Here is a 26,365-nt window from a genome sequence, read left to right as displayed (position 1 = left end):
AGTATACCGCGGTTGTCCCCGCCCTTTATCCTGCAAGGGCGGGGGAGGGAGAACCCGCTATCAGAAGTGGGTGTTGACGCTCATATACCAGGTGCGGCCCGATTCGTTGTAGGTCTCGGCGCCGGCGCCGTACATCGTGCCGGTGGCGCCCCCGGTGGTCTGGGCGTTGCCCGCGCGCCAGTGGCGCTTGTCAAAGACGTTATCCACGCCGCCGGTCAGACTAACGTATTTGGTCACGTCCCAGGTCGCGCTCAGGCCGAGGATGCTGTAGGGGCTGACCTCGTTCTTCTCGCTGCCGGTGACCGGTTGACCCTTGTAGTTGTACTTCTTCGGCTCCTGTTTGCCGTACCAGGTAAAGGTCGACTGCAGCGAAACGTCATCGCGTACCTGCCAGCTCAGCGTGGAGTTCAGCGTGTATTCCGGGATAATCGACAGCCGATCGCCGGTCTCTTTATTCTTACTCTGCAGCATGTAGGTGATGTTGTTGGTCCAGTTCACGGTCTCGCTCACCGGGACGTTCAGCGTACCTTCCAGGCCTTCCACCACCGCTTTCGGCACGTTTTCCCACTGGTAGAGATCGGTACCTTTACCGTTTTGATAGACCGGAGCATAGCCAGCTTCAATCTTGTTGCGGTAATCGTTGCGGAACCAGGTCACGCCCGCCAGCCAGCCGTCGCGTTTAAACTCGAGGCCAATCTCTTTGTTGATGCTGGTCTCGGCTTTTAAATCTTCATTCCCCTGCAGATAGCAGCCGTCTTTACTGGCGTAGCAGCCCTGGCCTTTGCTGTAGAGAATGTAGTTCGGGTTGGTCTGATACAGGCTCGGCGCTTTATAGGCACGGGCGATACCCATCTTCAGCGTGAAGTCGTCCCACAGGCCCTGAGACAGATTGAGGGACGGGCTCCAGTTGTTGCCGACGATGCTGTGATGATCGAAACGCAGCGCCGGGGTCAGCATGGTGGTGTCGGTCAGCTCCATGTTGTTCTCAGCGAACAGGGAGAAGATCTCCGCCTTCGAGTAGGGGCTGCGGCCGGTGCTGTCGTAGCCCGGAATTTCTCCCCCCGACAGCGCCTGGGTGTTGGAGGCCTTATCCTTCATGCGCTGCTGGTTCCACTCGCTGCCCAGCGTCAGGTTCTGATTAACCAGATAGTCGAACGGGATGCTGACTTCGCTGTGCAGCATCACATCCGCCAGATCGATATCCGTGAACTGGTTGCTGTTGAAGATCCCCTCGGTCCCCCCGGCCAGGCCTTCGCCTTTGCGTGAGTTGCGGGTACGTTCGTACTGCGCCCAGTTGCTGGTGGTCACCCCGTTGTCCCAGGCGCCGTTCCAGGTGACCGAGTAGGTGTTGCGGTACAGACGGTTGGTCTCTTTGCCGTAGTTCTCTTTTACCAGGTCGTTGGAGTTGGTGTTCTGGGTGTCGCCTGCGTAGAGGTTGCCCTGGCGGCTGTAGCCGGCCTCAAACTCCAGCGACTGCATCGGCGCGAATTCCCAGCGCACCAGACCATCGATGTTTTTATTTTTTACCCCTTCGCGCCCGGCCGGCAGGGTGTCGGCATAGATCCCGGTACGTTCGGACTGATGGCCCTGGTTGATGTCCCAGGCGTCGGCCTGGGTTTTGTCGAGGTTACCGAACAGGCGGAAGCTGAAATCGCCGCCCAGCGGGCCGCTGAGGCTGAAGTTGGTGCGCTTGGTGGAGCCTTCGTCTTTGTGCTCCGGGGCGTTCATATAGGTGTTCCAGGAGCCGTGCCACTCATCGCCGGTTTTTTTAGTGATGATATTCACCACGCCGCCGGCGGCGCCGTTGCCGTAGCGGGCGGCGGCCGGGCCGCGAATCACTTCGATGCGTTCGATCATCTCCGGCGGCACCCAGCTGGTGTCGCCGCGGGTGTCGCGCTCGCCGCGCCAGCCGAGACGCACAGAGTTGCGGCTGGTGACCGGCTTACCGTCGATCAGGATCAGGGTGTTTTCCGGGCCCATGCCGCGGATATCAATCTGGCGGTTATTCCCGCGCTGGCCGCTGGTGGAGTTGCCGGTCAGGTTGACCCCCGGCATGGTGCGAATGATCTCCGAGACGTCGCGCGCCGGCGGACGTTTGCGGATCTCATCGGCGGTGATGGTGGAGACGCCCGGCGCCTGCAGGTTCTGCTCGGCGGCGGTGACCACCATGGTCTCTTCCGCGGCGCTGTTTTTATCGTCGGTGGCGGTTTCCGCTGCGCTTAACGGAAAAGCAACCCCGTAAATTCCCAGATTGACCAGCAAGGCCAGGGATTTGATCCTGTTATTCATTGTTATTCCTGCTTTTTTGTCGCCACGTTCCCCAAACGCCCCTTCCCACCGGGAGGGGAGGCGGCATAAATGTTGCCGGAAGAGGGCAAAGGCACTCCGTCGCTAGCTGAATAAGCTCTCTTCGACATGTGTTGTGAAAGACGCGCTTCCCACGGCGCGCTAATACGCTATTGCAAATGCAAATAGTTATCAATAATATTATCAATAAAGAATGACAATTAATTAAAAAAGTCACGCGATACATAGGGTTAATGACTGAATGTTAACGACAGGAAGCGAGGAGTGGTGGCGAACTCTGCAGGGACCGCAGTCCCGGGCGGTGGATGACGCCATCGAGGTGACGTTCTGGTGGCGGGATCCGGCGGGGGATGAAACGCGTTCTCCACGGCGTCGGGTATGGCTCTATATCACCGGCGTGACCGACCACCATCAAAATGCGCGACCGCAATCGCTGCAACGTCTGCCCGGGACCGACGCCTGGTGCTGGCGAACCACGCTGTCGCCGACCTGGCGCGGCAGCTACTGCTTTATTCCCTCCGACCGTGACGATGATTTTTCCCCTGAGGTGTTCAGCGCCGATATGCCGGACCGCGCGCTGCTGCGCGAAGGCTGGCGCAAACTGCTGCCGCGGGCAATAGCCGATCCGCTGAACCCGCACAGCTGGCGTGGCGGACGCGGCCATGGCGTCTCCGCCCTGGAGATGCCGCAGGCGCCGGCGCAACCCGGCTGGGATCTGCTTAATGAGGCGCATCCTCCCGCCCGTTGCCTTGAGTGGCGCAGCGCGCGTCTGGGCAACCATCGCCGGGTCTGGATCTACACCCCCGGCGAGGCCGTCGACCCGCAAACGCGGCCGCTGGCGATCCTGCTTGACGGCCAGTTCTGGGCCGAAAGCATGCCGGTGTGGTCGCCGCTGGCCGCGCTGACCCGCGAGGGGAGGCTGCCGCCGGCGGTCTACCTGCTGATCGACGCGATCGACAACCAGCGCCGCGGGGTTGAGCTGCCCTGTCATCGCGATTTCTGGCTGGCGGTGCAGGAGGAGCTCCTGCCGCTGGTCCGCGGTCACGTCCCGTTCAGCGACCGCCCGGATCGGACGGTGGTGGCCGGGCAAAGCTTCGGCGGCCTGGCGGCAATGTTCGCCGCCCTCAACTGGCCGCAGCGCTTTGGCTGCGTGCTCAGCCAGTCAGGCTCCTACTGGTGGCCGCATCGCGATGGCAGCGGGACGGGCTTTATCGGCGAACGTCTCCGCCAGGGCGAGGCGTCCGCGGCCGGGCTGCGCATCTGGCTGGAAGCGGGCCAGCGTGAACCGATTATTTTTCGCGCCAACCAGGCGCTGCTGGCGCAACTCACCACAACGCAGCAGACGATTTTCTGGCGTCAGGTTGACGGCGGGCATGATGCGCTTTGCTGGCGCGGCGGGCTGACGGCGGGGCTGATCCAGCTCTGGCAGCCTCTGCTGTCGCCCCCTTAGCACAGCGCTTTACGACAGGAGTTTGATATGCAATTCAGTAACCCCTTCGACAATCCGCAAGGGCAGTTTTACATTCTGCGCAATGACCAGCGGCAGTTCAGCCTGTGGCCGGGGCATTGCGCGCTGCCTGCCGGCTGGACGGTGGTGTGCCCTCCGCAGTCGGTCGAGGCGTGCAACGCCTGGCTGGCGGCCAACTGGCCGACACTGACCCCCGCCCATCATGCGGCATAAGGAGCTGACCATGACCACTCGTTTACCGCTGGTTGCCGCGCAGCCGGGGATCTGGATGGCAGAGCGCCTCTCCACTCTGCCTGGCGCCTGGAGCGTGGCCCACTATGTTGAACTGCGCGGCGCGCTCGACCCGGCGCTGCTGGGTAAGGCGATTGTCGCCGGGCTGCAGCAGGCGGATACCCTCAGCCTGCGCTTTGAGGAAGAGGAAGGGGAAGTCTGGCAGTGGCTGGCGGCGGAACGCACCCTTGGCGAACCGCCGATCGTTGACCTGCGTACGGCGCCGTATCCGCACCGCGCCGCCACGGAGCGGATGCAGGCGGATCTGGCGCAGGATCTGCGCGTCGATGGCGGCAACCCGCTGGTGTGCCATCAGCTGCTGCGCGTCGGCGACGACCACTGGTACTGGTATCAGCGCTATCACCACTTGCTGGTGGATGGCTTCAGTTTCCCGGCAATTACCCGACAGATCGCCGCCATTTACCGCGCCTGGCAGCGTGGAGAAGCCACCCCGGAATCGCCTTTCACCCCCTTTGCCGAAGTGGTGGACGAGTACCAGCGCTACGCCGGCAGCGAGGCCTGGCAGCGGGATAAAGCCTTCTGGCAGGCCCAGCGCCAGGCGTTACCGGCTCCCGCCTCGCTCTCTGCCGCTCCGCTGGGCGGGCGCGCCGCCGGGAGCGATATCTGGCGGATGAAGCTGGCGATGAACGCCGACGCCTTCCGCCGCCTGGCCGGCCATGCGCCGCAGTGTCAGCCCGCTGACCTGGCGCTGGCGCTCACCACGCTGTGGCTGGGCCGCCTGTGCAACCGGATGGACTACGCGGCGGGCTTTATCTTTATGCGCCGGATGGGCTCAGCGGCGCTGACCTCGACGGGGCCGGTGCTCAACGTCCTGCCTCTGGCGGTGCATATTGACGCCCAGGAGACGCTGGCGGACCTGGCGATGCGCCTCGCCGCGCAGCTGAAAAAGATGCGCCGCCATCAGCGCTATGACGCCGAGCAGATCGTCCGCGACAGCGGCAAAGCGGCCGGGGACGAACCGCTGTTCGGCCCGGTGCTGAACGTCAAAGTTTTTGATTACCAGGTGGATATCGACGGCGTCGAGGCAGTAACTCACACCCTCGCCACCGGCCCGGTCAACGATCTCGAGCTGGCGCTGTTCCCGGATGAGACCGGCGGGCTGTCGCTGGAGCTCCTCGCTAACAAGGCCCGGTACGATGAAGCCGAGCTGCGTCGCCACATGGCGCGACTGACCGCGCTGCTGGCGCAGTTTGCCGCCGATCCGACGCTACGCTGCGGCGAAGCGGAGATGCTCTCCGCCGACGAGCAGGCCCGGCTGGCGGCGGTCAACGATACCGCTATGCCGCTGCCCGCCACCACCCTCAGCGCGCTGGTGGTCGACCAGGCGCGGAAGACCCCGGATGCTCCGGCGCTGGCGGATGCTAACTGGCAGTTCAGCTATCGTGAGATGCGTCAGCAGGTGGTGGCGCTCGCGCAGCTGCTGCGTCAGCGCGGCGTGAAGCCGGGCGACAGCGTGGCGGTGGCCCTGCCGCGCTCGGTGTTCCTGACCCTGGCGCTGCACGGCATTGTCGAAGCGGGAGCCGCCTGGCTGCCGCTGGACACTGGCTACCCGGACGACCGCCTGCGGATGATGCTGGAAGACGCCCGGCCGTCGCTGCTGATCGCTACGGAGGATCAGCTGGCCCGCTTCAGCGATATCCCCGGGCTGGAGAGCCTCTGCTACCAGCAGCCGCTGGCCGTTGCGGATGACGCGCCGCTGGCGCTGTCAAAACCGGAGCATACCGCCTATATCATCTTTACCTCTGGCTCCACCGGGCGGCCAAAAGGGGTGATGGTCGGCCAGACCGCCATCGTCAACCGCCTGCTGTGGATGCAGGATCGTTATCCGTTATCTGCCGACGACGTGGTGGCGCAGAAAACACCGTGCAGTTTCGACGTTTCGGTGTGGGAGTTCTGGTGGCCGTTTATCGCCGGCGCGCAGCTGGTGATGGCCGAGCCGGAGGCGCACCGCGACCCGCAGGCGATGCAGCAGTTCTTCGCCCACTACGGCGTGACCACCACCCACTTTGTGCCGTCGATGCTGGCGGCGTTTGTCGCCTCGCTGGATGCCGACAGCGTGGCCGCCTGCCACACGCTGCGGCGGGTATTCTGCAGCGGCGAAGCGCTGCCGACGGAATTGTGCCGCGAATGGGAGCGCTTGACCGGCGCGCCGCTGCATAACCTGTACGGCCCGACGGAAGCGGCGGTGGACGTCAGCTGGTATCCGGCCTGCGGGCCTGAGCTGGCCGCAGTGACCGGCAGCAGCGTGCCGATTGGCTGGCCGGTATGGAACACCGGGCTGCGCATTCTTGATGCCGCGATGCGCCCGGTGCCGCCGGGGGTGGCCGGGGATCTCTATCTCACCGGCATTCAGCTGGCGCAGGGCTATCTGGGGCGTCCGGACCTCACCGCCAGCCGCTTTATCGCCGACCCGTTTGCCCCCGGCGAGCGGATGTATCGCACCGGCGACGTGGCGCGCTGGCTGGCGAACGGCGCGGTGGAGTATCTTGGCCGCAGCGACGATCAGCTGAAGATCCGCGGGCAGCGCATCGAGCTTGGCGAGATTGACCGGGTGATGTCGGCCCTGCCGGACGTGGCGCAGGCGGTGAGTCACGCCTGCGTCTTCAACCAGGCGGCGGCGACCGGCGGCGATGCCCGGCAGCTGGTGGGCTATCTGGTCTCTGACTCCGGCCTGCCGCTGGATACCGCGGCGCTGAAAGCGCGGCTGGCGGAACAGCTGCCGCCGCATATGGTCCCGGTGGTGCTGATGCAGCTCCCCGACCTGCCGCTCAGCGCCAATGGCAAACTGGACCGCAAAGCGCTGCCGCTGCCGACCCTCGGCGGCGAGCGCAGCGGCCGGCCGCCGGAGCCCGGGATGGAAACCGTTGTCGCCGCCGCCTTCAGTCAGCTTCTGGGCTGCGAGGTGAATGATATCGACGCCGATTTCTTCGCCCTCGGCGGCCATTCGCTGCTGGCGATGCGCCTGGCGGCGCAGCTCAGCCGCCAGCTGGCGCGGCAGGTGACTCCGGGGCAGGTGATGGTGGCCTCGACGGTGGGCAAACTGAGCGCGCTGCTGGCCGCCGATCTCAGCGATGAGCAGGCTCAGCGCCTGGGGCTGGATGCGCTTCTGCCGCTGCGCGAGAGCGACGGCCCAACGCTGTTCTGTTTCCATCCGGCCTCCGGCTTCGCCTGGCAGTTCAGCGTGCTCGCGCGCTATCTCAGCCCGCGCTGGTCGATTACCGGTATTCAGTCGCCGCGCCCGCAGGGGCCGATGGCCGGCGCCGCCAGCCTCGACGAGGTGTGCGAGCATCATCTGCAAACGCTGTTGGCGCAGCAGCCGCACGGTCCTTATTATCTGTTCGGTTATTCGCTCGGCGGCACCTTAGCCCAGGGCATTGCCGCCCGCTTGCGCCAGCGCGGCGAAGCGGTGGCCTTCCTCGGCCTGCTGGATACCTGGCCGCCGGAGACGCAAAACTGGGCGGAGAAAGAGGCGAACGGGCTGGATCCGGCGGTGCTGGCGGAAATTGCCCGCGAGCGCGAAGCGTTCCTCGCCGCCCAGCAGGGGCAAGCCTCCGGCGAGCTGTTCAGCGCCATCGAAGGCAACTATGCCGACGCGGTGCGGCTGTTAACCACCGCACACAGCGCGAAGTTTGACGGCAAGGCGACGCTGTTCGTGGCGGAGAAGACGCGGCAGGCGGGGATGGATCCGCAGGTCGTATGGGGCCCGTGGGTGGGCGAGCTGGAGGTGTTCAGCCAGAACTGCGCCCACGTCGACATTATCTCCCCGCAGGCCTTTGAAGCCATCGGCCCGGTGGTCAGGGAGATTCTGGGATAACGGTTGAGTTCGGGCTACAGCAGGTAGCCCGGCTCAGCGTCGCGCAAGCCGGGGAAAGGGGAAATTACCGGCGGCCCAGCGGCACCACCAGCGGCGTATGCGCCACCGGATCCTCAATGATCGTGCAGCGCAGACCGTAAATCCGTTCAATCAGATCCGCCGTGACGATCTCCTTCGGCGCCCCCTCGGCGACGATCTTACCGTCGCGCAGGGCGATCAGGTGGGTGGCGTAGCGGCAGGCCTGGTTCAGATCGTGCAGCACCGCCGCCAGGGTATAGCCCTTCTCGCGATTCAGCTCGCTCAACAGCTCCAGCAGGTCGATCTGATGGCTGATGTCCAGCCAGGTGGTTGGCTCATCCAGCAGCATAATCGCCGTCTCCTGGGCCAGCACCATCGCAATCCACGCCCGCTGCCGCTGGCCGCCGGAAAGCGTGTCGACGCTCTGCAGCGCCAGATCGCTGATCCCGGTCGCCCGCATCGCCTTGTTCACCGCCTCTTCATCTTCTTTGCGCCAGCGGGTAAACAGCGGCTGGTGCGGATAGCGCCCGCGGGCCACCAGCTCCTGCACCGTGATATCGCCAGGGGTGGTGGCATTCTGCGCCAGCAGCCCGATGCGGCGGGCAACCTCTTTACTGGCGTACTGCTGGATCTGCGCGCCGTCGAGCCAGACATGGCCGCTGGCCGGCGTCATCAGACGGCTGAGGGTGCGCAGCAGCGTCGACTTGCCGCAGCCGTTGGGGCCGATAATGGCGGTGAAGTGGCCGTCAGGGATGGTCACGTTCAGCGACTCGGCGATGGTCTTGTTCCCGTAGGCCAGGGTTAACTGCTCGCCGCGCAAACGGGAGGGGACAGCACTCATTTTTTGCGGGACTCCTGAATCAACAATGCAATAAGGTAAATACCGCCGAGGCTGACGGTTAGTACGCCCACCGGCAGCTGCCAGGGCATAAACAGCCGCTGGGCGCCGTAATCGGCCAGCGCCAGCAGTAGCGCGCCGCACAGGGCCGACTGGGTCAATCCCCAGCGGGCCGTGCCGCTCAGGCGGCGGGCGATGTGCGGCGCCACCAGCGCGATAAATGAGATGGGCCCGGCCAGCGCCGTCGAGGCGGCGGTGAGCACCACCGCCACCAGCATCAGCAGCAGGCGCGAACGCTCGACCTGCACGCCCAGCGCGCAGGCGGTATCGTCGCCCATCTCCAGCAGCCGCATCCGACGAACCAGCAGGGCGCTGCCCACCAGCATCAGCAGGATCAGCGGCGCCGACGGCCAGGTTTTACCCCAGGTCAGGCCGTTAAGCGATCCGGCGTTCCACAGGCCCGCAGAAAGGGCGGTCTCCAGCGAGGCGCGCAGCAGCAGCCAGGTGTTGAAGGCCACCAGCATGGCGCGCACGCCGATGCCGATAATAATCAGGCGAAAGGTCTCGATCCCGTTGCGCCAGGCCAGCAGCCAGACCACCAGCGAGGTGAGTACCCCGCCGGCCATCGCCGCCAGGGCAATCGCCGTCAGGTTCTGGCCGAAGAGAACCATCGCCACCAGCACGCCGCTCCAGGCGCCGGTATTAAAGCCCATCACGTCCGGGCTGCCGAGCGGGTTACGGGTCAGCGACTGGAAAATGGCGCCGCTGACGCCGAGCGCGGCGCCGATGAGCAGCGCCATTAACACCCGCGGCAGCCGCCATTCGTTCACCACCATCGCGACGTTGCGCGGCGCGTCGCCGAACAGGGCGGAGAAGACCTGGTCAATCGTTAGCGGCACCGGGCCTTGCGCCAGCCCGAGCAGGGAAATCAACAGGCTGGCGGCCAACAGCAGCAGACAGCTGGCTATCAGGCGGCGGGACGGGGCAATCACAGGCCACCTCCGCGCGGCTGGCGCCGCACCAGCCAGATCAGCACCGGCGCGCCGAGAAAGGCGCTCACCACCGATACCCGCAGTTCGCCGGGCACCAGCAGGCGGCCAATCACGTCGGCAAACAGCAGCAGGGCCGGGGTGGCCAGCAGGGTGACCGGCAGCGACCAGCGATGATCGGCCCCCACCAGCCAGCGCGCCATATGCGGCATCATCAGGCCGATAAAGGCGATGGGGCCGACGACGGCGGTGGCGCTGCCGCACAGGACGGTGATGACGATCAGGCCGATCAGCTGGGTGCGGGCGACGCGGCTGCCGAGGGCGGTGGCGGTATCGTTGCCGAGGCTCAGGCTGTTAAGCGCCCGGCTCAGCAGCAGGGCGGCGATCCCCGCTATCACCACCGGCAGCAGGACAATTTTCAGCGTCTGCAGGGTGCGGATATCCAGCGAACCGGCCTGCCAGAAGCGCAGCTGATCGTAGACGTCCGGGTTGAGCAGGGCGATGCCGTTGGACAGCCCCTCCAGCACCGCCGCAAGGGCGACCCCGGCGAGGGTGAGGCGCACCGGGCTCAGCTGGCCGCCGCCCTGACTGCCGGTAAAGGCCACCAGCAGCGAGGCGCAGAGCGCGCCGCAAAACGCCAGCAGCAGTTGCTCCTGAGGGGAGGTGATCCCGAACAGCGCCGCGCCGAGGACGATGGCGAAGCTGGCGCCGGAGTTGACCCCCAGCAGGCCGGGGTCGGCCAGCGGGTTGCGGGTGAGCGTCTGCATCAGCGCGCCGGCGAGACCGAGGGCGACGCCGGCCAGCAGACCGGCCAGGGTACGCGGCAGGCGCGCGTCCAGCACGATGGTGCAGTCGGCGCTTTGACAGGTTCCGCTGAAGGCGGTGAATACCGTGCCGATCGGCAACGATTTGGCGCCGATGGTCAGGCTAAGCGCGGCGGCTAAGGCGAGTAACAGCAACAATCCGGGCACGGCGACAGAGCGTACCGCGGTCGTAGAAAACGACATAACTGACATCCCTGATATGATAATGATAGTAATTATCGTTATCGATTTTATTCAGCTATGGTAGCATGACCCACAGTAAAAAGGGTATTAAAAATAACGACAAGGCGCTGTAATGAACCGACAATCCTGGCTGCTCAACCTCAGCCTGCTGAAAACTCACCCGGCGTTTCGCGCCGTTTTTATCGCTCGCTTTATCTCTATTCTGTCGCTTGGCCTGCTGGGCGTGGCCATCCCGGTGCAGATCCAGATGATGACCCATTCGACCTGGCAGGTCGGGTTGTCGGTGACGATGACCGGCGCGTCGATGTTTATTGGCCTGATGGTGGGGGGGGTACTGGCCGACCGCTATGAGCGCAAACGCCTGATCCTGCTGGCGCGCGGCACCTGCGGCGTGGGCTTTGTCGGCCTGTGTCTGAACGCCCTGCTGCCGGAGCCGTCGCTGGCGGCGATCTACCTGCTGGGGATCTGGGATGGGTTCTTCGCCTCGTTGGGGGTGACCGCGCTGCTGGCGGCGACGCCGGCGCTGGTGGGGCGGGAAAATCTGATGCAGGCCGGGGCCATCACTATGCTCACGGTGCGTCTGGGCTCGGTGATTTCGCCGATGATCGGCGGCCTGCTGCTGGCCTCCGGCGGCGTGGCCTGGAATTTCGGCCTGGCGGCGGCGGGGACCTTTATCACCACCTTAACCCTGCTGCGTCTGCCACAGCTGCCGCCGCCTCCGCAGCCGCGCGAGCATCCGCTGCGTGCTCTGCTGGCGGGGCTGACCTTCCTCTGCCAGAGTCCGCTTATCGGCGGGATTGCGCTGCTCGGCGGCCTGCTGACCATGGCCAGCGCGGTGCGGGTGCTCTATCCGGCGCTGGCCGGGAGCTGGCAGATGTCGGCAGGGCAGATTGGCCTGCTGTACGCCGCGATTCCGCTCGGCGCGGCGCTGGGGGCGTTGACCAGCGGCCAGCTGGCCCAGACCGTGCGGCCGGGTGCGCTGATGCTGGCGACGACGGTGTGCTCCTTTGTCGCCATTGCGCTGTTTAGCCTGATGCCGCACTGGGCGTTGGGCGCGCTGTGCCTGGCGCTGTTTGGCTGGCTGAGCGCTATTAGCTCGCTGCTGCAGTACACCCTGATCCAGACCCAGACGCCGGAACATATGCTCGGGCGAATTAACGGTCTGTGGACCGCGCAGAACGTTACCGGCGACGCCATCGGCGCGGCGCTGCTCGGCGGGTTAGGGGCGGTGATGACGCCGGTCGCTTCCGCCAGCGCCAGCGGCTGGGCGCTGGCCCTCGTCGGCGTGCTGCTGGTGGGGCTGCTACGCGAGCTGCGCCGTTTCCAGCGCCCGGAAATAGTCAACGAAAGCTGAGTACGGTGCGATTGCCCGGTGGCGGCTACGCCTTACCGGGCCTACGGTACTGGGGCCTCGGGCGTTGTAGGCCGGGCAAGCGCCGCGCCGCCCGGCAAGGTGTTCCGACCGCGTACCCGTCCTGATGCCCGGTGGCGGCTACGCCTTACCGGGCCGAAGGTCTGGCCTGGAGGGCGCAAGCATTGTAGGCCGGTGCAAGCGTAGCGCCGCCCGGCAAGGTGTTCAGGCCGCGCCGCCCGGCAAAGCGTTCAGGCCGCGTACCCGTCCCGATGGCACAGCCCGCGTTAGCCGAACAGGCTGGAGAGACGCTGGAGCACCAGCAGGGCGCTGTAGTAGTCAAGACGGAAGGTCTCGGTGCCCAGCGGGTAAACGCGTTTGCCTTCGACCGCCGGGAGATGCGCCAGCAGCGGGTTGGCGTAAATGGCATCGACATCTTTCTGGTCGCCGGCGAACAGGAACAGGCTCTGGCCGTTCAGACCGGCGGCCAGATTCTCCCCGCCCAGCTGCACGATATCGTGGCGTTTGCCCTGACTATGGCTGGCGGGCAGGCCGCCCGGCAGCGTCGCCAGGCTAAAGCCCAGCTGTTCGAGCATCTGCCCCTGGGCCGATTCCGGCGTCCAGATATTGGCGCTGTGCGCGGCGGCGGTATAGACGAGGGCGGTGACCGGCTGCGGCGGCAGCTTCATTTTTTCTTTTAACGAAACGAGCTGTTTATTGAAGTCGGCGATGCGCGCGCTGGCCTGCTGCTCATGGCCGGTGATCTGCCCCAACTGGGTAAGCAGCGTTTGCCAGCTTTTATCGTCATAGTTGATGACCAGCGTCGGGGCGATCGTTTTGAGCTGATCGTACAGCGGCAGGGCGGAGTCGCCGCCGGTGGCGCTCACCAGGATCAGATCCGGCATCTGGGCGGCCACCGCTTCCGCGCTCGGTTCGCCGATGTACAGCCGCGCCAGCTTGCGGGCTTTGGCGACCTCACTCCACTGGCGCAGAAAGCCCTGGCTATCGGCCACGCGGTTGTTCGGGGTGGTGGCGCCGCTGGCGACCACCGGGGCGTCGATCGCCAGCAGCGAGCCGGTGAGGGTCACGCTGGTGGAGACAATGCGCAGCGGCTGGCTCGGCAGGGTGTGCGTCCCGTAGCTGTCGGTGACCTGGCGCGGCCAGTCCGCCGCCTGGGCTGAGGTAATTCCTAAAAACAACAGCATGCCGGCAAGCGCGCCGCGGCGGTAAAAAGAAGAGAAGTTCACGTCATCGCATCCTGATTCGAAGGGTAATAAATGCGTCTCATTTTCAACTTTGCGCCGACAGGATGCAAGCCAAAGTGGCGGCGCGATGACGTAACGCGGTTGACATGACGGGCAATACCTTTTAGGTTAGCCAACCAAAATACAAATGATAATTATTCGTAATATATTTATCGTTTTTGGAGGATGATATGGAAACGTCACTGGCTGAGGATGTACAGAAATCTACCCGGACCTTATCGCCGGACAGCTTCTTCTTTATGTCGCCGTACCGCAGTTTTAGCACCTCAGGCTGCTTCCGCCGCTTCTCAGCGCCCGCCGACGGCGGCGATGCGCTGAATGGCGAGTTCCAACAGCAGATGGCCGCCGCCTTTGCCGAGGCCCGGGCGGCGGGGATCCGCAAGCCGGTGATGGTTGGGGCCATCCCGTTCGACACCTGTCAGCCTTCCGAGCTCTATATCCCGGAGCGCTGGGAAGCGTTCTCGCGCCCGGAAAAACAGCGTTCCGCCCGCTATGCCGCGCCGCTGGAGACGATGGAGGTGGTGGAGCGCCGGGAGATCCCGGAACAGGATGCGTTTTTAGCCATGGTGGAACGCGCCGCCGCGCTGACCGCCACGCCGGAAGTGGACAAAGTGGTGCTATCACGACTTATCGATATCACCACCCGCGATCCTGTCGATAGCGGCGCCCTGATGGAGCGACTGATCGCCCAGAACCCCGCCAGCTTCAACTTCCATGTGCCGCTCTCCGACGGCGGCGTGCTGCTGGGCGCCAGCCCGGAGCTGCTGCTGCGTAAAGAAGGACCACACTTCAGCTCGCTGCCGCTGGCCGGCTCCGCCCGCCGCCAGCCGGACGATGTGCTGGACCGCGAAGCGGGCAACAGGCTGCTGGCATCCGGCAAAGATCGCCACGAGCACGAACTGGTGACCCAGGCGATGAAGAGCGTGCTGGGCCCGCGCAGCAGCCAGCTGTCGCTGCCGGCATCGCCGCAGCTGATCACCACCCCGACGCTCTGGCATCTGGCGACGCCGATCGAGGGCACGGCGCTGGCGGAAGAAAACGCCATGTCGCTGGCCTGCCTGCTGCACCCGACTCCGGCGCTGAGCGGCTTCCCGCACCAGGCGGCGAAGCGCCTGATTGCCGACCTGGAACCCTTCGACCGCCAGCTGTTCGGCGGCATCGTCGGCTGGTGTGACGATGAAGGCAACGGCGAATGGGTGGTGACCATCCGCTGCGCGCGTCTGCAGCAGCGTACGCTGCGCCTGTTTGCCGGCGCGGGCATCGTTCCGGCCTCCTCGCCGCTGGGCGAATGGCGCGAAACCGGCGTCAAACTGACCACCATGCTTAACGTATTTGGCTTGAATTAAGAGGCAAGGATGATTGCATTTACCCGTTGGCCGGATGAGTTCGCGGCCCGCTATCGCCAAAAAGGCTACTGGCAGGATCTGCCATTAACCAATCTGATCACCCGTCACGCGGAAAACGACGCCGTGGCGATTATCGATGGCGATCGACACATTAGCTACCGCCAGTTTAACCAGCGGGTGGACAACCTTGCCTGCTCTCTGCAGCGTCAGGGACTGAAGCGCGGGGAAACCGCGCTGGTGCAGCTGGGCAACGTCGCCGAGTTTTACATCACCTTCTTCGCGCTGCTGCGTATCGGCGTCGCGCCGGTGAACGCGTTGTTCAGCCACCAGCGCAGCGAGCTTAACGCCTACGCCGCGCAGATTAAACCGGCGCTGCTGATCGCCGACCGCGAGCACGCGCTCTTTGCCGACGATAGCTTTCTTCACGCGTTTATCGCTGAACATCCTTCCCTGCGCGTGGCGCTGCTGCGTAACGACGGCGGCGAGCGCGATCTGGCGACGGAGATTAACCGCCCGGCGGATAACTTTATCGCTAACCCAACGCCTGCCGACGAAGTGGCCTTTTTCCAGCTCTCCGGCGGCAGCACCGGGACGCCGAAGCTGATCCCGCGTACCCATAACGACTACGACTACAGCATTCGCCGCAGCAACGAGATCTGCGGGATTAACGCTGAGACGCGCTACCTCAACGCGCTGCCGGCGGCGCATAACTATGCGATGAGCTCCCCGGGGTCGCTGGGCGTTTTCCTCGCCGGCGGGCGGGTGATCCTCGCCGCCGACCCCAGCGCCACCCTCTGTTTCCCGCTGATTGAAAAACATCAGATCAACGTCGCCTCGCTGGTGCCGCCGGCGGTCAGCCTGTGGCTGCAGGCCATTCACGAATGGGGTAGCAACGCGCAACTGCAATCGCTGCAGCTATTGCAGGTCGGCGGCGCGCGCCTGTCGGCGACCCTTGCCGCGCGCATCCCGGCGGAAATTGGCTGCCAGCTGCAGCAGGTGTTCGGCATGGCGGAGGGGCTGGTGAATTACACCCGTCTTAACGACAGCCCTGAGCGGATTATTCATACCCAGGGCTGCCCGATGTGCCCGGACGATGAAGTGTGGGTGGCGGATGCCGACGGCAACCCGCTGCCGCGCGGCGAAGTGGGCCGCCTGATGACCCGCGGGCCGTACACCTTCCGCGGCTACTACAACAGCCCGCAGCATAACGCGGAAGCCTTTGACGCCGACGGGTTTTACTGTTCCGGCGATCTGATATCGATCGATGAAGACGGGTATATCACCGTCCAGGGCCGGGAAAAAGACCAGATCAACCGCGGCGGCGAGAAGATCGCCGCCGAAGAGATCGAAAACCTGCTGCTGCGCCATGAGGCGGTGATCCACGCCGCGCTGGTCAGCATTGAAGACAACCTGCTGGGCGAGAAGAGCTGCGCTTACCTGGTGGCGACCTCGCCGCTGCGCGCCGTCGCGGTGCGCCGCTTCCTGCGCGAGCAGGGGGTGGCTGAATTTAAACTGCCGGACCGCGTGGAGTGCGTTGCCGCGCTGCCGCTGACGCCGGTGGGCAAAGTCGATAAGAAACAATTACGTCAGTGGCTGGCCGAAGGCAAGCTGGGCTGAAGGAGAACAGAAAATGGCAATCCCTAAATTACAGGCTTACGCGCTGCCGGAAGCCAGCGATATCCCGGCGAACAAAGTCAGCTGGGCCTTTGAGCCCTCCCGCGCCGCGCTGCTGATCCACGATATGCAGGAGTATTTCCTCAATTTCTGGGGCGAAAACAGCGCGATGATGGAGAAAGTGGTGGCCAATATCGCCGCCCTGCGCGACTTCTGCAAACAGAACGGCATTCCGGTGTACTACACCGCCCAGCCGAAAGAGCAGAGCGATGAAGATCGCGCGCTGCTGAATGATATGTGGGGGCCGGGGCTGACCCGTTCGCCGGAGCAGCAGCAGGTGATTGCCGCCCTGGCGCCGGATGAAGACGACACCGTGCTGGTGAAATGGCGCTACAGCGCGTTTCATCGCTCGCCGCTGGAGGCGATGCTGAAGGAGAGCGGCCGCGACCAGCTGATCATCACCGGCGTGTATGCCCATATCGGCTGCATGACCACCGCCACCGACGCCTTTATGCGCGATATCAAACCGTTCTTTGTCGCCGACGCGCTGGCGGACTTCAGCCGCGAAGAGCACCTGATGGCGCTGAAATACGTCGCCGGCCGCTCCGGCCGCGTGGTGATGACCGAAGCGCTGTTGCCGCTGCCGGCCTCCAAAGCGGCGCTGCGCGCGCTGATCCTGCCGCTGCTCGACGAATCCGACGAACCGCTGGATGATGAAAACCTGATCGACTACGGTCTGGATTCGGTGCGGATGATGGCCTTGGCCGCCCGCTGGCGCAAAGTGCACGGCGATATCGACTTCGTGATGCTGGCGAAAAACCCGACCATCGACGCCTGGTGGGCGCTGCTTTCCCGCGAGGTGCGATAATGGCGGCGCTGGATTTTCGCGGTCAGACCGTGTGGGTGACCGGCGCAGGTAAAGGGATCGGTTATGCCACCGCGCTGGCTTTTGTGGAGGCCGGCGCCAACGTCACCGGTTTCGACCTCGCCTTTGACGGCGAATGCTACCCGTTTGCGACCGAAACGCTGGACGTCGCCGATGCCGACCGGGTGCGCGAGGTGTGCAGCCGCCTGTTGGCGAACACCGAGCGGTTAGACGTGCTGGTGAACGCCGCCGGGATCCTGCGCATGGGCGCCACCGACCAGCTAAGCGCGGAAGACTGGCAGCAGACCTTCGCGGTCAACGTCGGCGGGGCGTTCAACCTGTTTCAGCAGACGATGGCCCAGTTCCGTCGCCAGCGGGGCGGGGCCATCGTCACCGTCGCCTCCGATGCCGCGCACACGCCGCGCATCGGCATGAGCGCCTATGGCGCCTCGAAGGCGGCGCTGAAAAGCCTGGCGCTGACCGTCGGCCTTGAGCTGGCGGGCAGCGGGGTGCGCTGTAATCTGGTCTCGCCGGGCTCTACCGATACCGATATGCAGCGCACGCTGTGGGTCAGCGACGATGCGGAGCAGCAACGGATCCGCGGTTTCGGCGAGCAGTTTAAGCTCGGCATCCCGCTGGGTAAGATTGCCCGCCCGCAGGAGATTGCCAATACCATTCTGTTCCTCGCCTCTGCTCATGCCAGCCATATCACCCTGCAGGATATCGTGGTGGACGGCGGCTCGACGCTGGGGGCGTAAATGGCCTGGAAACGAGCGCTCACGCTGGCGGCGCTGAACGCCAGCAGCGAAAACACCCTGGTGGCGCATCTGGGGATCGTCTACACCCGGCTGGAGGCGGGGCTGCTGGAGGCGGAGATGCCGGTGGATGCCCGCACCCATCAGCCGTTTGGCCTGCTGCACGGCGGCGCTTCAGCGGCGCTGGCGGAGACGCTGGGGTCGATGGCCGGCTGGCTGATGACCGACGAGGGGCAGTGCGTGGTCGGCACCGAGCTGAACGCCACCCATCACCGGGCGGTCTCCAGCGGGAAAGTGCGCGGCGAGTGCCGCCCGCTGCATCTTGGCCGGCAGAGCCAGAGCTGGGAGATTGTGGTGTATGACGAGAAGGGGCGGCGCTGCTGCACCTGTCGTCTGGGCACCGCGGTGCTGGGCTAAGTAGCCACGCTTTCCCCGGCTTGCGCTGCGCTGAGCCGGGCTACGTATCGGCGCAATGGGTAGCCCGGATAAGGCGCAGCGCGCCGCCATCCGGGAATCTCCCTGCTCGCGCTGCGCTTAGCAGGGCTACGGTTTCTGGGTCAGGAAGCCGCTGTTTCCCCGGCTTGCGCTGCGCTTAGCCGGACTACGGATCTGTAGGTCGGGTAAGGCGTTAGCCGCCACCCGACAAACAAACGGCACCGTTCACGATAATCCTTTCATTCATTTTCCTGCCTTAAGTGATCTCGCTAGCAATGTGAGACAAATCTCTGTGGGTGGACGGCATCTGCGCTGTTTCGATGTTGTTAAATTCTGCGTTGTGTTCTAGAAACAAACTGTAACATCCTGATTACCCTACCGGTGGACCACAACAATGAATAATTCAGGGAAATACCTTATCTGGGCACTGCTCTCCGTGATCGGAGCCTTTGCCCTCGGCTACATTGCTTTAAACCGGGGTGAGCAGATCAACGCGCTGTGGATTGTCGTCGCGGCAGTCTGCGTTTATCTGATCGCGTATCGTTTTTACGGCCTGTATATCGCCAAAACCGTGCTCGGCGTCGACCCGACGCGCATGACGCCCGCGGTGCGGCATAACGATGGCCTCGACTATGTCCCGACTGACAAAAAAGTGCTGTTCGGTCACCATTTTGCCGCCATCGCCGGCGCGGGGCCGCTGGTGGGCCCGGTGCTCGCCGCGCAGATGGGCTATCTGCCGGGGATGATCTGGATCCTCGCCGGCGTAGTGCTGGCCGGGGCGGTGCAGGACTTTATGGTGCTGTTCGTTTCCACCCGTCGCGAGGGCCGTTCGCTGGGCGAACTGGTGAAAGAGGAGATGGGGGCGACCGCCGGGGTGATTGCCCTGGTGGCGACCTTTATGATCATGGTGATCATCCTCGCGGTGCTGGCGATGATCGTGGTGAAAGCGCTGACCCACAGCCCGTGGGGAACCTATACCGTGGCCTTTACCATTCCGCTGGCGCTGTTTATGGGGATCTATATTCGCTATCTGCGCCCGGGGCGCATTGGCGAAGTGTCGGTGATTGGGCTGGTATTGCTGGTGTTCGCCATTATCTCCGGCGGCTGGGTAGCGGAAAGCCCGACCTGGGCGCCGTTCTTTGACTTTACCGGCGTCCAGCTCACCTGGATGCTGGTGGGCTACGGCTTTGTCGCCGCGGTGCTGCCGGTCTGGCTGCTGCTCGCCCCGCGCGACTACCTCTCCACCTTCCTGAAAATCGGCACTATCGTCGGTCTGGCGATCGGCATTCTGATTATGCGTCCGACCCTGACCATGCCGGCGCTGACCAAATTTATCGACGGCACTGGCCCGGTATGGACTGGCAACCTGTTCCCGTTCCTGTTTATCACCATCGCTTGCGGCGCGGTGTCGGGCTTCCACGCCCTGATTGCCTCTGGTACCACGCCGAAGATGCTGGCGAATGAAAATCAGGCCTGCTTTATCGGCTACGGCGGCATGCTGATGGAATCCTTCGTGGCGATTATGGCGCTGGTGGCCGCCTGTATCATTGACCCGGGCGTCTACTTCGCGATGAACAGCCCGATGGCGGTGCTGGCGCCGGCGGGAACCACCGATGTGGTGGCGTCGGCGGCGCAGGTGGTGAGCGGTTGGGGCTTTGCGATTACCCCGGAAACGTTGACGCATATCGCGAATGAGGTGGGCGAGCAGTCCATCATCTCTCGCGCCGGCGGGGCGCCTACGCTGGCGGTGGGCATGGCCTACATTCTCCACGGCGCGCTGGGCGGGTTGATGGACGTCTCGTTCTGGTACCACTTCGCCATTCTGTTTGAAGCGCTGTTTATCCTGACGGCGGTGGATGCCGGCACCCGTGCGGCGCGCTTTATGCTGCAGGATCTGCTGGGGGTGATCTCCCCGAACCTGAAGCGTACTGACTCGTTACCGGCTAACCTGCTGGCGACGGCGCTGTGCGTGCTGGCGTGGGGCTACTTCCTCCATCAGGGAGTGGTCGATCCGCTGGGCGGCATTAACACCCTGTGGCCGCTGTTCGGTATCGCCAACCAGATGCTGGCGGGGATGGCGCTGATGCTCTGCGCAGTGGTGCTGTTCAAGATGAAACGTCAGCGCTATGCGTGGGTGGCGCTGGTGCCGACGGCCTGGCTGCTGATCTGTACCCTCACCGCCGGCTGGCAGAAGGCCTTCAGCCCGGACAATAAAGTGGGCTTCCTGGCGATTGCCAACAAGTTCCAGGCGATGATCGACAGCGGCAAAATCCCGGCGCAGTACACCGAGTCGCAGCTGGCGCAGCTGGTGTTTAACAACCGTCTCGATGCCGGGCTGACCATCTTCTTTATGATCGTGGTGGTGGTGCTGGCGCTGTTCTCGATTAAAACCGCGCTGGCGGCGCTGAAAGAGAATAAACCGACGGCGAAAGAGACACCGTATGAGCCAATGCCTGAAAACCTGGACGCGATAGTGACCCAGGCGAAAGGGGCGCATTAACCTGTGTGCCGGGTGGCGGCTTCGCCTTACCCGGCGTACTTTTTCTGTGAGATCAGAATTATGTTCGACACCCTTTCCAAAGCAGGTAAGTACCTGGGCCAGGCCGCCAAAATGATGATCGGCGTGCCGGATTACGACAACTACGTCGAGCACATGCGCGTCAACCATCCGGATCAGACGCCAATGACCTACGAAGCATTTTTCCGCGAACGCCAGGACGCCCGCTACGGCGGCAAGGGCGGGGCGAAGTGCTGTTAACCCTCTTTCGGCAGATAGAGGCTGATCTGCTCCTGCTTACAGCCGTAGAGCGCCGCCAGCTTCTCGCGGGTGCGCTTCTGCGGACGGGAGTCCAGCGCTTCCAGCTGTGACACGGCGGACTGGCTGATGCCGAGCTTTTCGGCGACCTCCTGCTGGGACATCCCGCGTAGGATGCGCCACGCAGCCTGCAGGCTGACGTTTTCTTTATGCATCACGTCGCATACTTGGCCTGGCAGCATGACGTTATCATAGATGTCTGATTCATAAGGAATATCTTCCCAGTCGCTTTCATCCTCGTCGTCGTACTCCAGCAGAGCCAGGCGCATACGAAAGTAATCACTGTAAGGAATGACGACATACTGGTCTTTTCCTTCTTCATCCTTGATGTACTGAATAGTCATATTCGGCATGCTCCTCATGCAGGTAGGTGGTGGTGGTTCGGCGTTTAACCGCCACTATCGATTTTAGAAAATGGCTTATCTGCCGTTTTTGACCAGACAATCTTCATCCGTACCTCCACTGTACGACCACACAAAATATAAGGAAATAATAAGACTATTATATAAATTCCGAATTTCTTATGGGGTAGGGTAGAGCGGAGAAAAAACGCAGGTAAGCGGCAAAACGCAACTCGTCGAGGCGGCTCGAAAAGGCCTCTGCCGGGCGACAGAGGCTTGCAGAAAATGTGCGATCAGGCGTTCAAACCGCCATCCACGTCCAGCCCGGTGCCGGAGATCTGCCCGGCGGCCGGGCTGGCGAGGAAGGTGACCGCCGCGGCGATGTCTTCCGGCTGGCCGTAGTGACCTAACGCAATAAGTTGACGCTGGGCATCGGCCTGCTCGCCGTCTTCCGGGTTCATATCGCTGTTGGTCGGGCCGGGATGGACGAGGTTAACGGTGATCCCGCGGGGGCCTAAATCGCGCGCCAGGCCGCGGGTAAGGGAGTTGAGGGCGGACTTGGTCATCGAGTAAACCGCGATGCCCGGCTGCGCCACGCGGTTAGCCAGACAGCTGCCGATGTTGATGATGCGCCCGCCGTCTGACATATGCACCAGCGCCTCCTGGATGGCGATAACCACCCCACGAATATTGACGTTGATAAGCGCGTCGATGTCCGCCAGCGTCATGGACTCCAGCGGGCCGCCGCGCGCGATCCCGGCGTTGTTGACCAGAATGTCCAGCCCGCCGAGGGAACGCGCCGCATGGGTGACGGCATCCTGAATCGCCTGCGCGCTGGCGCTGTCGGCCTGCACCGCTTCACCGTGCCGGCCCAGCGCTTTTATTTCGTCGGCGACCGCCTGGGCTTTATCGGCCGATTTTTCATACGTAATAACCACATCGGCGCCGGCGCGCGCCAGCGACAGGGCGATAGCCCGACCCAACCCACGGCTGGCGCCGGTAACCAGCGCCTTCTTACCTGTTAAATCGATCTGCATGATGACCTCGTTGCGAGAGTGGTGAGAATCATCATTAGGTATAGACGGTCGGGGTGATTAACGGCTGAAGTATTCCACCTTCTCAAACGCCGCGCGCAGAACCTCAGGGGTTAACGTCACCGGTAAATAGTGAATCGACTCGCCCGGGCGCAGGGTATGGGCAATGACCCGGTCAAGCTCTTCGCGGTTAGTGATATCGACCTCCAGCGCCGCCAGCGTCGCCGGCAGGTTAAAGCGCTGCCAGGCCTGCACCAGCTGCGCCAGGACCTCATCCTGACCGAGCAGGGCGCTTTGTACCAGAATGCCGTAGGCCACCTTGGTGCCGTGGAGGAATTTATCCGTCTGCGGCAGCACCGTCAGCCCGTTATGCACCGCGTGGGCGGCGGCGACCCGGGTGTAACGTTCCCCCAGCCCGCCAACCATCCCGCCGCCGGCGATAACCGCATCCACCACATCGCGAAACGCCTGGCTCAGCTCGCCGCGGCGCTGGTCCGCCAGCGCCGTTTCGCTGCTGGCCAGCAGCACGTCGCGGATCGCCAGCGCGCCGTTAATCCCCAGCCGCACGGTGAGCGGCAGGGCCTCCGGCTGCGGCGCCAGCACCACTGCCTCATACCATTTGGCTAAGGTGTCGCCAATGCCCGCCAGCAGGTACTCCGCCGGGGCGTTGAGAATGATGCGCGGCTCGACCAGCACCAGGAAATTCGCGTCATCGAAGATCTCAAAATTCAGGGCCTGTCCGGCGTCGCTGTACCACACCGACAGCGGCGTCCATGCCGCGCAGGTGGCGGCGATGGTCGGGATGGCCACCAGCGGAACCCCCAGGCGGCGGGCCAGCACTTTCGCGCTGTCGAGCAGCGCGCCGCCGCCTACGCCAATCACTACCGCCCGATCGTCACCTGAGGCCTGCGCCAGCCCCGCCACGTCGCGTTCGCTGCAGTGGCCGGTAAAGCGGATCTTTTTTGCCTCCGGCAGGTGGAAGGCCGCCGGCAGAAAAGGTTCGGCGCCGGCCAGGGCGCGCTCGCCATAGACCCACACCGCCCGCGATAGCTGGTCGGCGTTAAAAAAATCGCTTAACCGCTGAAGGCTGCCAGGGTGGGAGAAATAGTTGGCCGGGCCGGGCACGACGCGGATTTCGCTGTTGCTCATGAAAGCTGTCCTTATAGGTGTTGGGCTAACCTGATGTTATGTCTGGACATCCAGATGGCTAATATTATTTCGTTGTATCTTATGCTTTTTACGCAGTTGTCAGCCAGCGGCGGCTATGAAAAATTCGTTAAATCAGAAGATTAATTGCCGCACGGGAGCAGTGATGAGCGCGAATCGCCTTGAGATGCATAACATTAGCCTGGCCTTCTCCGGCTTTCAGGCGCTGAACAAGGTGGCCTTCACCCTTCATGGCGGGTCGGTGCATGCCCTGACCGGCGCCAACGGCGCGGGTAAGTCGACGCTGATGGCGGTGCTGTGCGGCACCCACGCCCATTATCAGGGCGAAGTGACGATCAATAACCAGTCGGTCACTATTCGTTCGCCTCGGGATGCCAAACAGCTGGGGATCCACCTGGTGCAGCAGGAGGTGGACGTGGCGCTGGTGCCGGGCCTGAGCATTGCCGAAAACATCATGCTGGACAGGCTGGCGGAGCCGGGGACGACCTTCCGCTGGTCGCGGGTTCGGCAGCTGGCGCGCGAGGCGCTGGCGCAGCTGGACGTGGCGCTGGACGTCAGGCGCTCTATTGACAGCTGCACGCTCGCCGAAAAACAGCAGATCCTGCTGGCCCGCGCCCTGTCGCACCATTGCCGCTTTCTGATCCTCGATGAACCCACCGCGCCGCTGGATCAGCATGAAAGCGAACGCCTGTTTGCGGTGGTACGCCGTCTGCAGCAGCAGGGGATCGGGGTGGTGTTTATTTCGCACCGCATCCACGAGCTGAAGGCGATCTGCGACACCCTGACGGTGCTGCGCGACGGGCGTCTGATTGAGAGCGGCCCGATGGCGCCGCTGAGCGGGGAACAGATTGTCGAAAAGATGCTGGGCCACGAGCTGAGCGATATCTTCCCGCCGCCGCGTCCGCCGCACGGTGAAGACGTGCTGCTGCAGGTGGAAGGGCTGCACGATGAGGCGCTGCTGCAGGATATCTCGCTGCGCCTGCGTAAGGGGGAAATTCTGGGTATCGCCGGGCTGGCCGGGGCGGGCAAAACCGAGCTGTGCAAAGCGCTGTTCGGCGCCAGCAAAAGCCGGGTGCAGCGCGGCGAGCTGAACGGCCAGCCGTGGCGGCCGCGGGATCCCGCCGACTCGGTGGGGCGCGGCCTGGCGCTGGTCCCGGAGGAGCGGCGCAAAGAGGGCATTTTCATCGAAGAGCCGATCGCGATGAACCTGGCGGTCAGCGCCGATAACCACTTTTCGCGCTGGAGCCTGTTCGGCCATCGCCAGGCCTGGCGCTGGGCGGAGGAGGTGATTGCCCGCCTCGGCGTGCGCGCCACCGGTCCCGGTCAGACGCTGCGCCGTCTGTCCGGCGGCAATCAGCAGAAGGTGGCCATTGGCAAATGGTTGCGCGGCGATGCCAACGTTTTGATTTTTGACGAACCGACCAAAGGGGTCGATGTGAAAGCGAAAACCGATCTGTTCATGCTGATCGATGGTCTGGCGCGGGAAGGCAAAGGGGTGATTTATGCCTCGGGTGAATTCGCCGAGCTGGTCGGTTTATGCGACCGCATCTGCGTACTATGGGACGGACGGATCGTGGCGGAGATCCCCGGCGCGGAAGCCCGGGAAGAGACACTGCTTTATTATTCAACCGGAGGAGCGGCAGCGTGAGCAAGGCCCTGGCAGTGAACGCGACGGTATCGGGCCGTCAGCGATTTTTTGATTTTCTCTATAAGTGGGGCATGTTGCTGACCGTGGTGCTGCTGGTGGCGGTCTTTGGCTTCGCCTCGGACAACTTCCTTGACCCGTTCAACATCATCAACATTCTGCGCTCGATAGCCATCGTGACGGTGATTGCCATTGGGGTGTCGATTTCCCTCACCATCGGCGGCTTCGATCTGTCCGTCGGATCGACGGCGTCGCTGGCCAACGCCCTGGTGATCTCTCTGTTTGTCTGGCACGGCCTGGGGACCACCGAAGCCATTCTGATCACCCTCGCGCTCTGCACCCTGGTGGGGTTGTTTAACGCCTTTCTGATCGTGGTGCTGCGCATCCCCGACATGCTCGCCACCCTGGCCAGCCTGTTTGTGATTCAGGGGGTGGCAATGACATACAGCTACGGCGGGTCGATTACCGAAAACATGGTGCTGCCGAGCGGCGAGATGGCAGAAGGCACCCTCCCGGCGGCATTTGGCGCGCTGGGCCAGGTGCCGACCATCGTCATCATCATGCTGGTGGTAACGCTGGTCGCCCAGCTGGCGCTGTCGTTTACCACCCACGGCCGGCGGATGTACGCCATCGGCGGCAACCCGGAGGCGGCGCGGCTCTCCGGCCTGCGGATCACGCGTTATAAAGTGGCGGCGTACGTGATTGCCTCGCTGCTGGCCGGGCTCGGCGGCATTCTGCTGGCCTCGCGTATCGGATCGTCGCAGGTTAACGCCGGCGGCGGCTATCTGATGGACGCGGTGGCGGCGGCCTGGATCGGCTTTTCGCTGGCCGGTTCCGGCAAACCGAACGCCCTGGGGACGCTGGTGGGGGCGGTGATCCTCGGCGTGCTCTCCAACGGGCTGGTGATGCTCTCGGTGCCGTATTACGCGATGGACATTATTAAAGGGCTGGTACTGGCTGGCGCGCTGGCACTGACCTATTTTCAGCGCCGTACTTAACA

The 26,365-nt window shown here is 63.8% G+C and carries 21 protein-coding genes and 1 pseudogene; 13 read left to right on the top strand and 9 right to left on the bottom strand.

Annotated features, from left to right (window positions below; genetic code table 11):
* Nucleotides 1-60: 60 nt before the first annotated feature.
* Complete coding sequence (fepA, locus tag K5R89_RS12185) at nucleotides 61-2,289, bottom strand: siderophore enterobactin receptor FepA (RefSeq protein ID WP_048296999.1); 2,229 nt, start codon at nucleotides 2,287-2,289, stop codon at nucleotides 61-63.
* 259 nt (nucleotides 2,290-2,548) lie between these two features.
* On the opposite strand from fepA, the gene fes reads away from it, so the two are divergent.
* Genes fes through entF form a run of 3 tightly spaced genes read left to right on the top strand, consistent with a single transcriptional unit; the run spans nucleotide 2,549 to nucleotide 7,880 of the window.
* Nucleotides 2,549-3,757, top strand: a complete 1,209-nt coding sequence (gene fes / locus K5R89_RS12180) for an enterochelin esterase (protein WP_217259375.1) — start codon at nucleotides 2,549-2,551, stop codon at nucleotides 3,755-3,757.
* A gap of 27 nt (nucleotides 3,758-3,784) precedes the next feature.
* Nucleotides 3,785-3,988 carry an MbtH family NRPS accessory protein gene (locus K5R89_RS12175; protein ID WP_032455062.1) on the top strand — a complete coding sequence of 68 codons (204 nt, stop codon included), beginning with the start codon at nucleotides 3,785-3,787 and terminating at the stop codon, nucleotides 3,986-3,988.
* A 10-nt stretch (nucleotides 3,989-3,998) separates the two neighbouring features.
* Nucleotides 3,999-7,880, top strand: coding sequence for an enterobactin non-ribosomal peptide synthetase EntF (entF, locus tag K5R89_RS12170; protein ID WP_217259376.1), 3,882 nt, complete (start codon nucleotides 3,999-4,001; stop codon nucleotides 7,878-7,880).
* A 64-nt stretch (nucleotides 7,881-7,944) separates the two neighbouring features.
* On the opposite strand, the gene fepC is transcribed toward entF, so the two are convergent.
* The 3 genes from fepC to fepD are packed head-to-tail and all read right to left on the bottom strand — an operon-like array spanning nucleotide 7,945 to nucleotide 10,732.
* Nucleotides 7,945-8,739: an iron-enterobactin ABC transporter ATP-binding protein gene (fepC, locus tag K5R89_RS12165; protein ID WP_012542491.1), complete on the bottom strand. Its 795-nt coding sequence runs from the start codon at nucleotides 8,737-8,739 to the stop codon at nucleotides 7,945-7,947.
* The gene (gene fepG / locus K5R89_RS12160; RefSeq protein WP_044521544.1) at nucleotides 8,736-9,728 is read right to left on the bottom strand and encodes an iron-enterobactin ABC transporter permease; all 993 of its coding nucleotides are present in this window, start codon (nucleotides 9,726-9,728) and stop codon (nucleotides 8,736-8,738) included. Before fepG ends, fepC begins: the two co-directional genes overlap by 4 nt.
* Nucleotides 9,725-10,732 carry a Fe(3+)-siderophore ABC transporter permease gene (gene fepD / locus K5R89_RS12155; protein ID WP_023297205.1) on the bottom strand — a complete coding sequence of 336 codons (1,008 nt, stop codon included), beginning with the start codon at nucleotides 10,730-10,732 and terminating at the stop codon, nucleotides 9,725-9,727. The genes fepG and fepD overlap by 4 nt, the downstream gene beginning before the upstream one ends.
* Nucleotides 10,733-10,844: 112 nt before the next feature.
* On the opposite strand from fepD, the gene entS reads away from it, so the two are divergent.
* Nucleotides 10,845-12,086 (top strand): enterobactin transporter EntS, encoded by a 1,242-nt coding sequence (gene entS, locus K5R89_RS12150; RefSeq protein ID WP_217259377.1) that lies wholly within the window; start codon nucleotides 10,845-10,847, stop codon nucleotides 12,084-12,086.
* Nucleotides 12,087-12,370: 284 nt separating this feature from the next.
* Here the strand turns inward: entS and fepB are convergent, their stop codons facing one another.
* Entirely contained in the window at nucleotides 12,371-13,330 is a 960-nt protein-coding gene (gene fepB, locus K5R89_RS12145; RefSeq protein ID WP_065812441.1) for a Fe2+-enterobactin ABC transporter substrate-binding protein, read from the bottom strand.
* A 188-nt stretch (nucleotides 13,331-13,518) separates the two neighbouring features.
* On the opposite strand from fepB, the gene entC reads away from it, so the two are divergent.
* From entC to K5R89_RS12110, 7 genes are all read left to right on the top strand, one after another.
* Nucleotides 13,519-14,694 carry an isochorismate synthase EntC gene (gene entC, locus K5R89_RS12140; protein ID WP_032455077.1) on the top strand — a complete coding sequence of 392 codons (1,176 nt, stop codon included), beginning with the start codon at nucleotides 13,519-13,521 and terminating at the stop codon, nucleotides 14,692-14,694.
* 9 nt (nucleotides 14,695-14,703) lie between these two features.
* Entirely contained in the window at nucleotides 14,704-16,311 is a 1,608-nt protein-coding gene (gene entE / locus K5R89_RS12135; RefSeq protein WP_064155093.1) for a (2,3-dihydroxybenzoyl)adenylate synthase EntE, read from the top strand.
* Nucleotides 16,312-16,324: 13 nt separating this feature from the next.
* On the top strand, nucleotides 16,325-17,176 hold the full coding sequence (gene entB, locus K5R89_RS12130; RefSeq protein ID WP_048334361.1) for an enterobactin biosynthesis bifunctional isochorismatase/aryl carrier protein EntB: 852 nt from the start codon (nucleotides 16,325-16,327) through the stop codon (nucleotides 17,174-17,176).
* 8 nt (nucleotides 17,177-17,184) lie between these two features.
* The gene (gene entA / locus K5R89_RS12125; protein WP_217259393.1) at nucleotides 17,185-17,931 is read left to right on the top strand and encodes a 2,3-dihydro-2,3-dihydroxybenzoate dehydrogenase; all 747 of its coding nucleotides are present in this window, start codon (nucleotides 17,185-17,187) and stop codon (nucleotides 17,929-17,931) included.
* Nucleotides 17,932-18,345, top strand: a complete 414-nt coding sequence (gene entH / locus K5R89_RS12120) for a proofreading thioesterase EntH (RefSeq protein WP_023288788.1) — start codon at nucleotides 17,932-17,934, stop codon at nucleotides 18,343-18,345.
* 412 nt (nucleotides 18,346-18,757) lie between these two features.
* A complete protein-coding gene (gene cstA / locus K5R89_RS12115; protein WP_217259378.1) occupies nucleotides 18,758-20,863 on the top strand; it encodes a pyruvate/proton symporter CstA in 2,106 nt (701 codons plus the stop codon).
* Between the two features lie 60 nt (nucleotides 20,864-20,923).
* Nucleotides 20,924-21,121: a YbdD/YjiX family protein gene (locus tag K5R89_RS12110; RefSeq protein ID WP_023288790.1), complete on the top strand. Its 198-nt coding sequence runs from the start codon at nucleotides 20,924-20,926 to the stop codon at nucleotides 21,119-21,121.
* Here the strand turns inward: K5R89_RS12110 and K5R89_RS12105 are convergent.
* The 4 genes and pseudogenes from K5R89_RS12105 to K5R89_RS12095 form a co-directional block, all read right to left on the bottom strand.
* Complete coding sequence (locus tag K5R89_RS12105; protein ID WP_072421327.1) at nucleotides 21,118-21,522, bottom strand: helix-turn-helix transcriptional regulator; 405 nt, start codon at nucleotides 21,520-21,522, stop codon at nucleotides 21,118-21,120. The two genes, K5R89_RS12110 and K5R89_RS12105, sit on opposite strands and share 4 nt — an antisense overlap.
* Nucleotides 21,497-21,629, bottom strand: a pseudogene (locus K5R89_RS27425) (hypothetical protein). Before K5R89_RS27425 ends, K5R89_RS12105 begins: the two are co-directional and overlap by 26 nt.
* Before the next feature lie 183 nt (nucleotides 21,630-21,812).
* Nucleotides 21,813-22,556: an SDR family NAD(P)-dependent oxidoreductase gene (locus tag K5R89_RS12100; RefSeq protein WP_023288792.1), complete on the bottom strand. Its 744-nt coding sequence runs from the start codon at nucleotides 22,554-22,556 to the stop codon at nucleotides 21,813-21,815.
* A gap of 57 nt (nucleotides 22,557-22,613) precedes the next feature.
* The gene (locus K5R89_RS12095) at nucleotides 22,614-23,702 is read right to left on the bottom strand and encodes an oxidoreductase (protein WP_217259379.1); all 1,089 of its coding nucleotides are present in this window, start codon (nucleotides 23,700-23,702) and stop codon (nucleotides 22,614-22,616) included.
* Between the two features lie 163 nt (nucleotides 23,703-23,865).
* Here K5R89_RS12095 and K5R89_RS12090 point away from each other — a divergent pair, with 163 nt between their 5' ends.
* Both K5R89_RS12090 and K5R89_RS12085 read left to right on the top strand, forming a co-directional pair.
* A complete protein-coding gene (locus K5R89_RS12090; protein WP_044521558.1) occupies nucleotides 23,866-25,368 on the top strand; it encodes a sugar ABC transporter ATP-binding protein in 1,503 nt (500 codons plus the stop codon).
* The gene (locus K5R89_RS12085; protein WP_044521561.1) at nucleotides 25,365-26,363 is read left to right on the top strand and encodes an ABC transporter permease; all 999 of its coding nucleotides are present in this window, start codon (nucleotides 25,365-25,367) and stop codon (nucleotides 26,361-26,363) included. Before K5R89_RS12090 ends, K5R89_RS12085 begins: the two co-directional genes overlap by 4 nt.
* Nucleotides 26,364-26,365 lie beyond the last annotated feature (2 nt).

Origin of the sequence: Klebsiella sp. TF21-TM, assembly GCF_019753495.1 — a bacterium.
GTDB lineage: Bacteria > Pseudomonadota > Gammaproteobacteria > Enterobacterales > Enterobacteriaceae > Klebsiella > Klebsiella quasipneumoniae.
This window is presented reverse-complemented; position numbering and strand designations above follow the sequence as displayed.

Coding starts and splice junctions, on each gene's coding strand:
- K5R89_RS12105 (WP_072421327.1), bottom strand. CDS start 21,522: ATGACTATTCAGTACATCAAGGATGAAGAAGGAAAAGACCAGTATGTC.
- K5R89_RS12175 (WP_032455062.1), top strand. CDS start 3,785: ATGCAATTCAGTAACCCCTTCGACAATCCGCAAGGGCAGTTTTACATT.
- K5R89_RS12110 (WP_023288790.1), top strand. CDS start 20,924: ATGTTCGACACCCTTTCCAAAGCAGGTAAGTACCTGGGCCAGGCCGCC.
- entS (WP_217259377.1), top strand. CDS start 10,845: ATGAACCGACAATCCTGGCTGCTCAACCTCAGCCTGCTGAAAACTCAC.
- fepA (WP_048296999.1), bottom strand. CDS start 2,289: ATGAATAACAGGATCAAATCCCTGGCCTTGCTGGTCAATCTGGGAATT.
- fepC (WP_012542491.1), bottom strand. CDS start 8,739: ATGAGTGCTGTCCCCTCCCGTTTGCGCGGCGAGCAGTTAACCCTGGCC.
- cstA (WP_217259378.1), top strand. CDS start 18,758: ATGAATAATTCAGGGAAATACCTTATCTGGGCACTGCTCTCCGTGATC.
- fes (WP_217259375.1), top strand. CDS start 2,549: ATGTTAACGACAGGAAGCGAGGAGTGGTGGCGAACTCTGCAGGGACCG.
- fepD (WP_023297205.1), bottom strand. CDS start 10,732: ATGTCGTTTTCTACGACCGCGGTACGCTCTGTCGCCGTGCCCGGATTG.
- K5R89_RS12090 (WP_044521558.1), top strand. CDS start 23,866: ATGAGCGCGAATCGCCTTGAGATGCATAACATTAGCCTGGCCTTCTCC.
- entE (WP_064155093.1), top strand. CDS start 14,704: ATGATTGCATTTACCCGTTGGCCGGATGAGTTCGCGGCCCGCTATCGC.
- entC (WP_032455077.1), top strand. CDS start 13,519: ATGGAAACGTCACTGGCTGAGGATGTACAGAAATCTACCCGGACCTTA.
- K5R89_RS12095 (WP_217259379.1), bottom strand. CDS start 23,702: ATGAGCAACAGCGAAATCCGCGTCGTGCCCGGCCCGGCCAACTATTTC.
- entB (WP_048334361.1), top strand. CDS start 16,325: ATGGCAATCCCTAAATTACAGGCTTACGCGCTGCCGGAAGCCAGCGAT.
- entH (WP_023288788.1), top strand. CDS start 17,932: ATGGCCTGGAAACGAGCGCTCACGCTGGCGGCGCTGAACGCCAGCAGC.
- entF (WP_217259376.1), top strand. CDS start 3,999: ATGACCACTCGTTTACCGCTGGTTGCCGCGCAGCCGGGGATCTGGATG.
- K5R89_RS12100 (WP_023288792.1), bottom strand. CDS start 22,556: ATGCAGATCGATTTAACAGGTAAGAAGGCGCTGGTTACCGGCGCCAGC.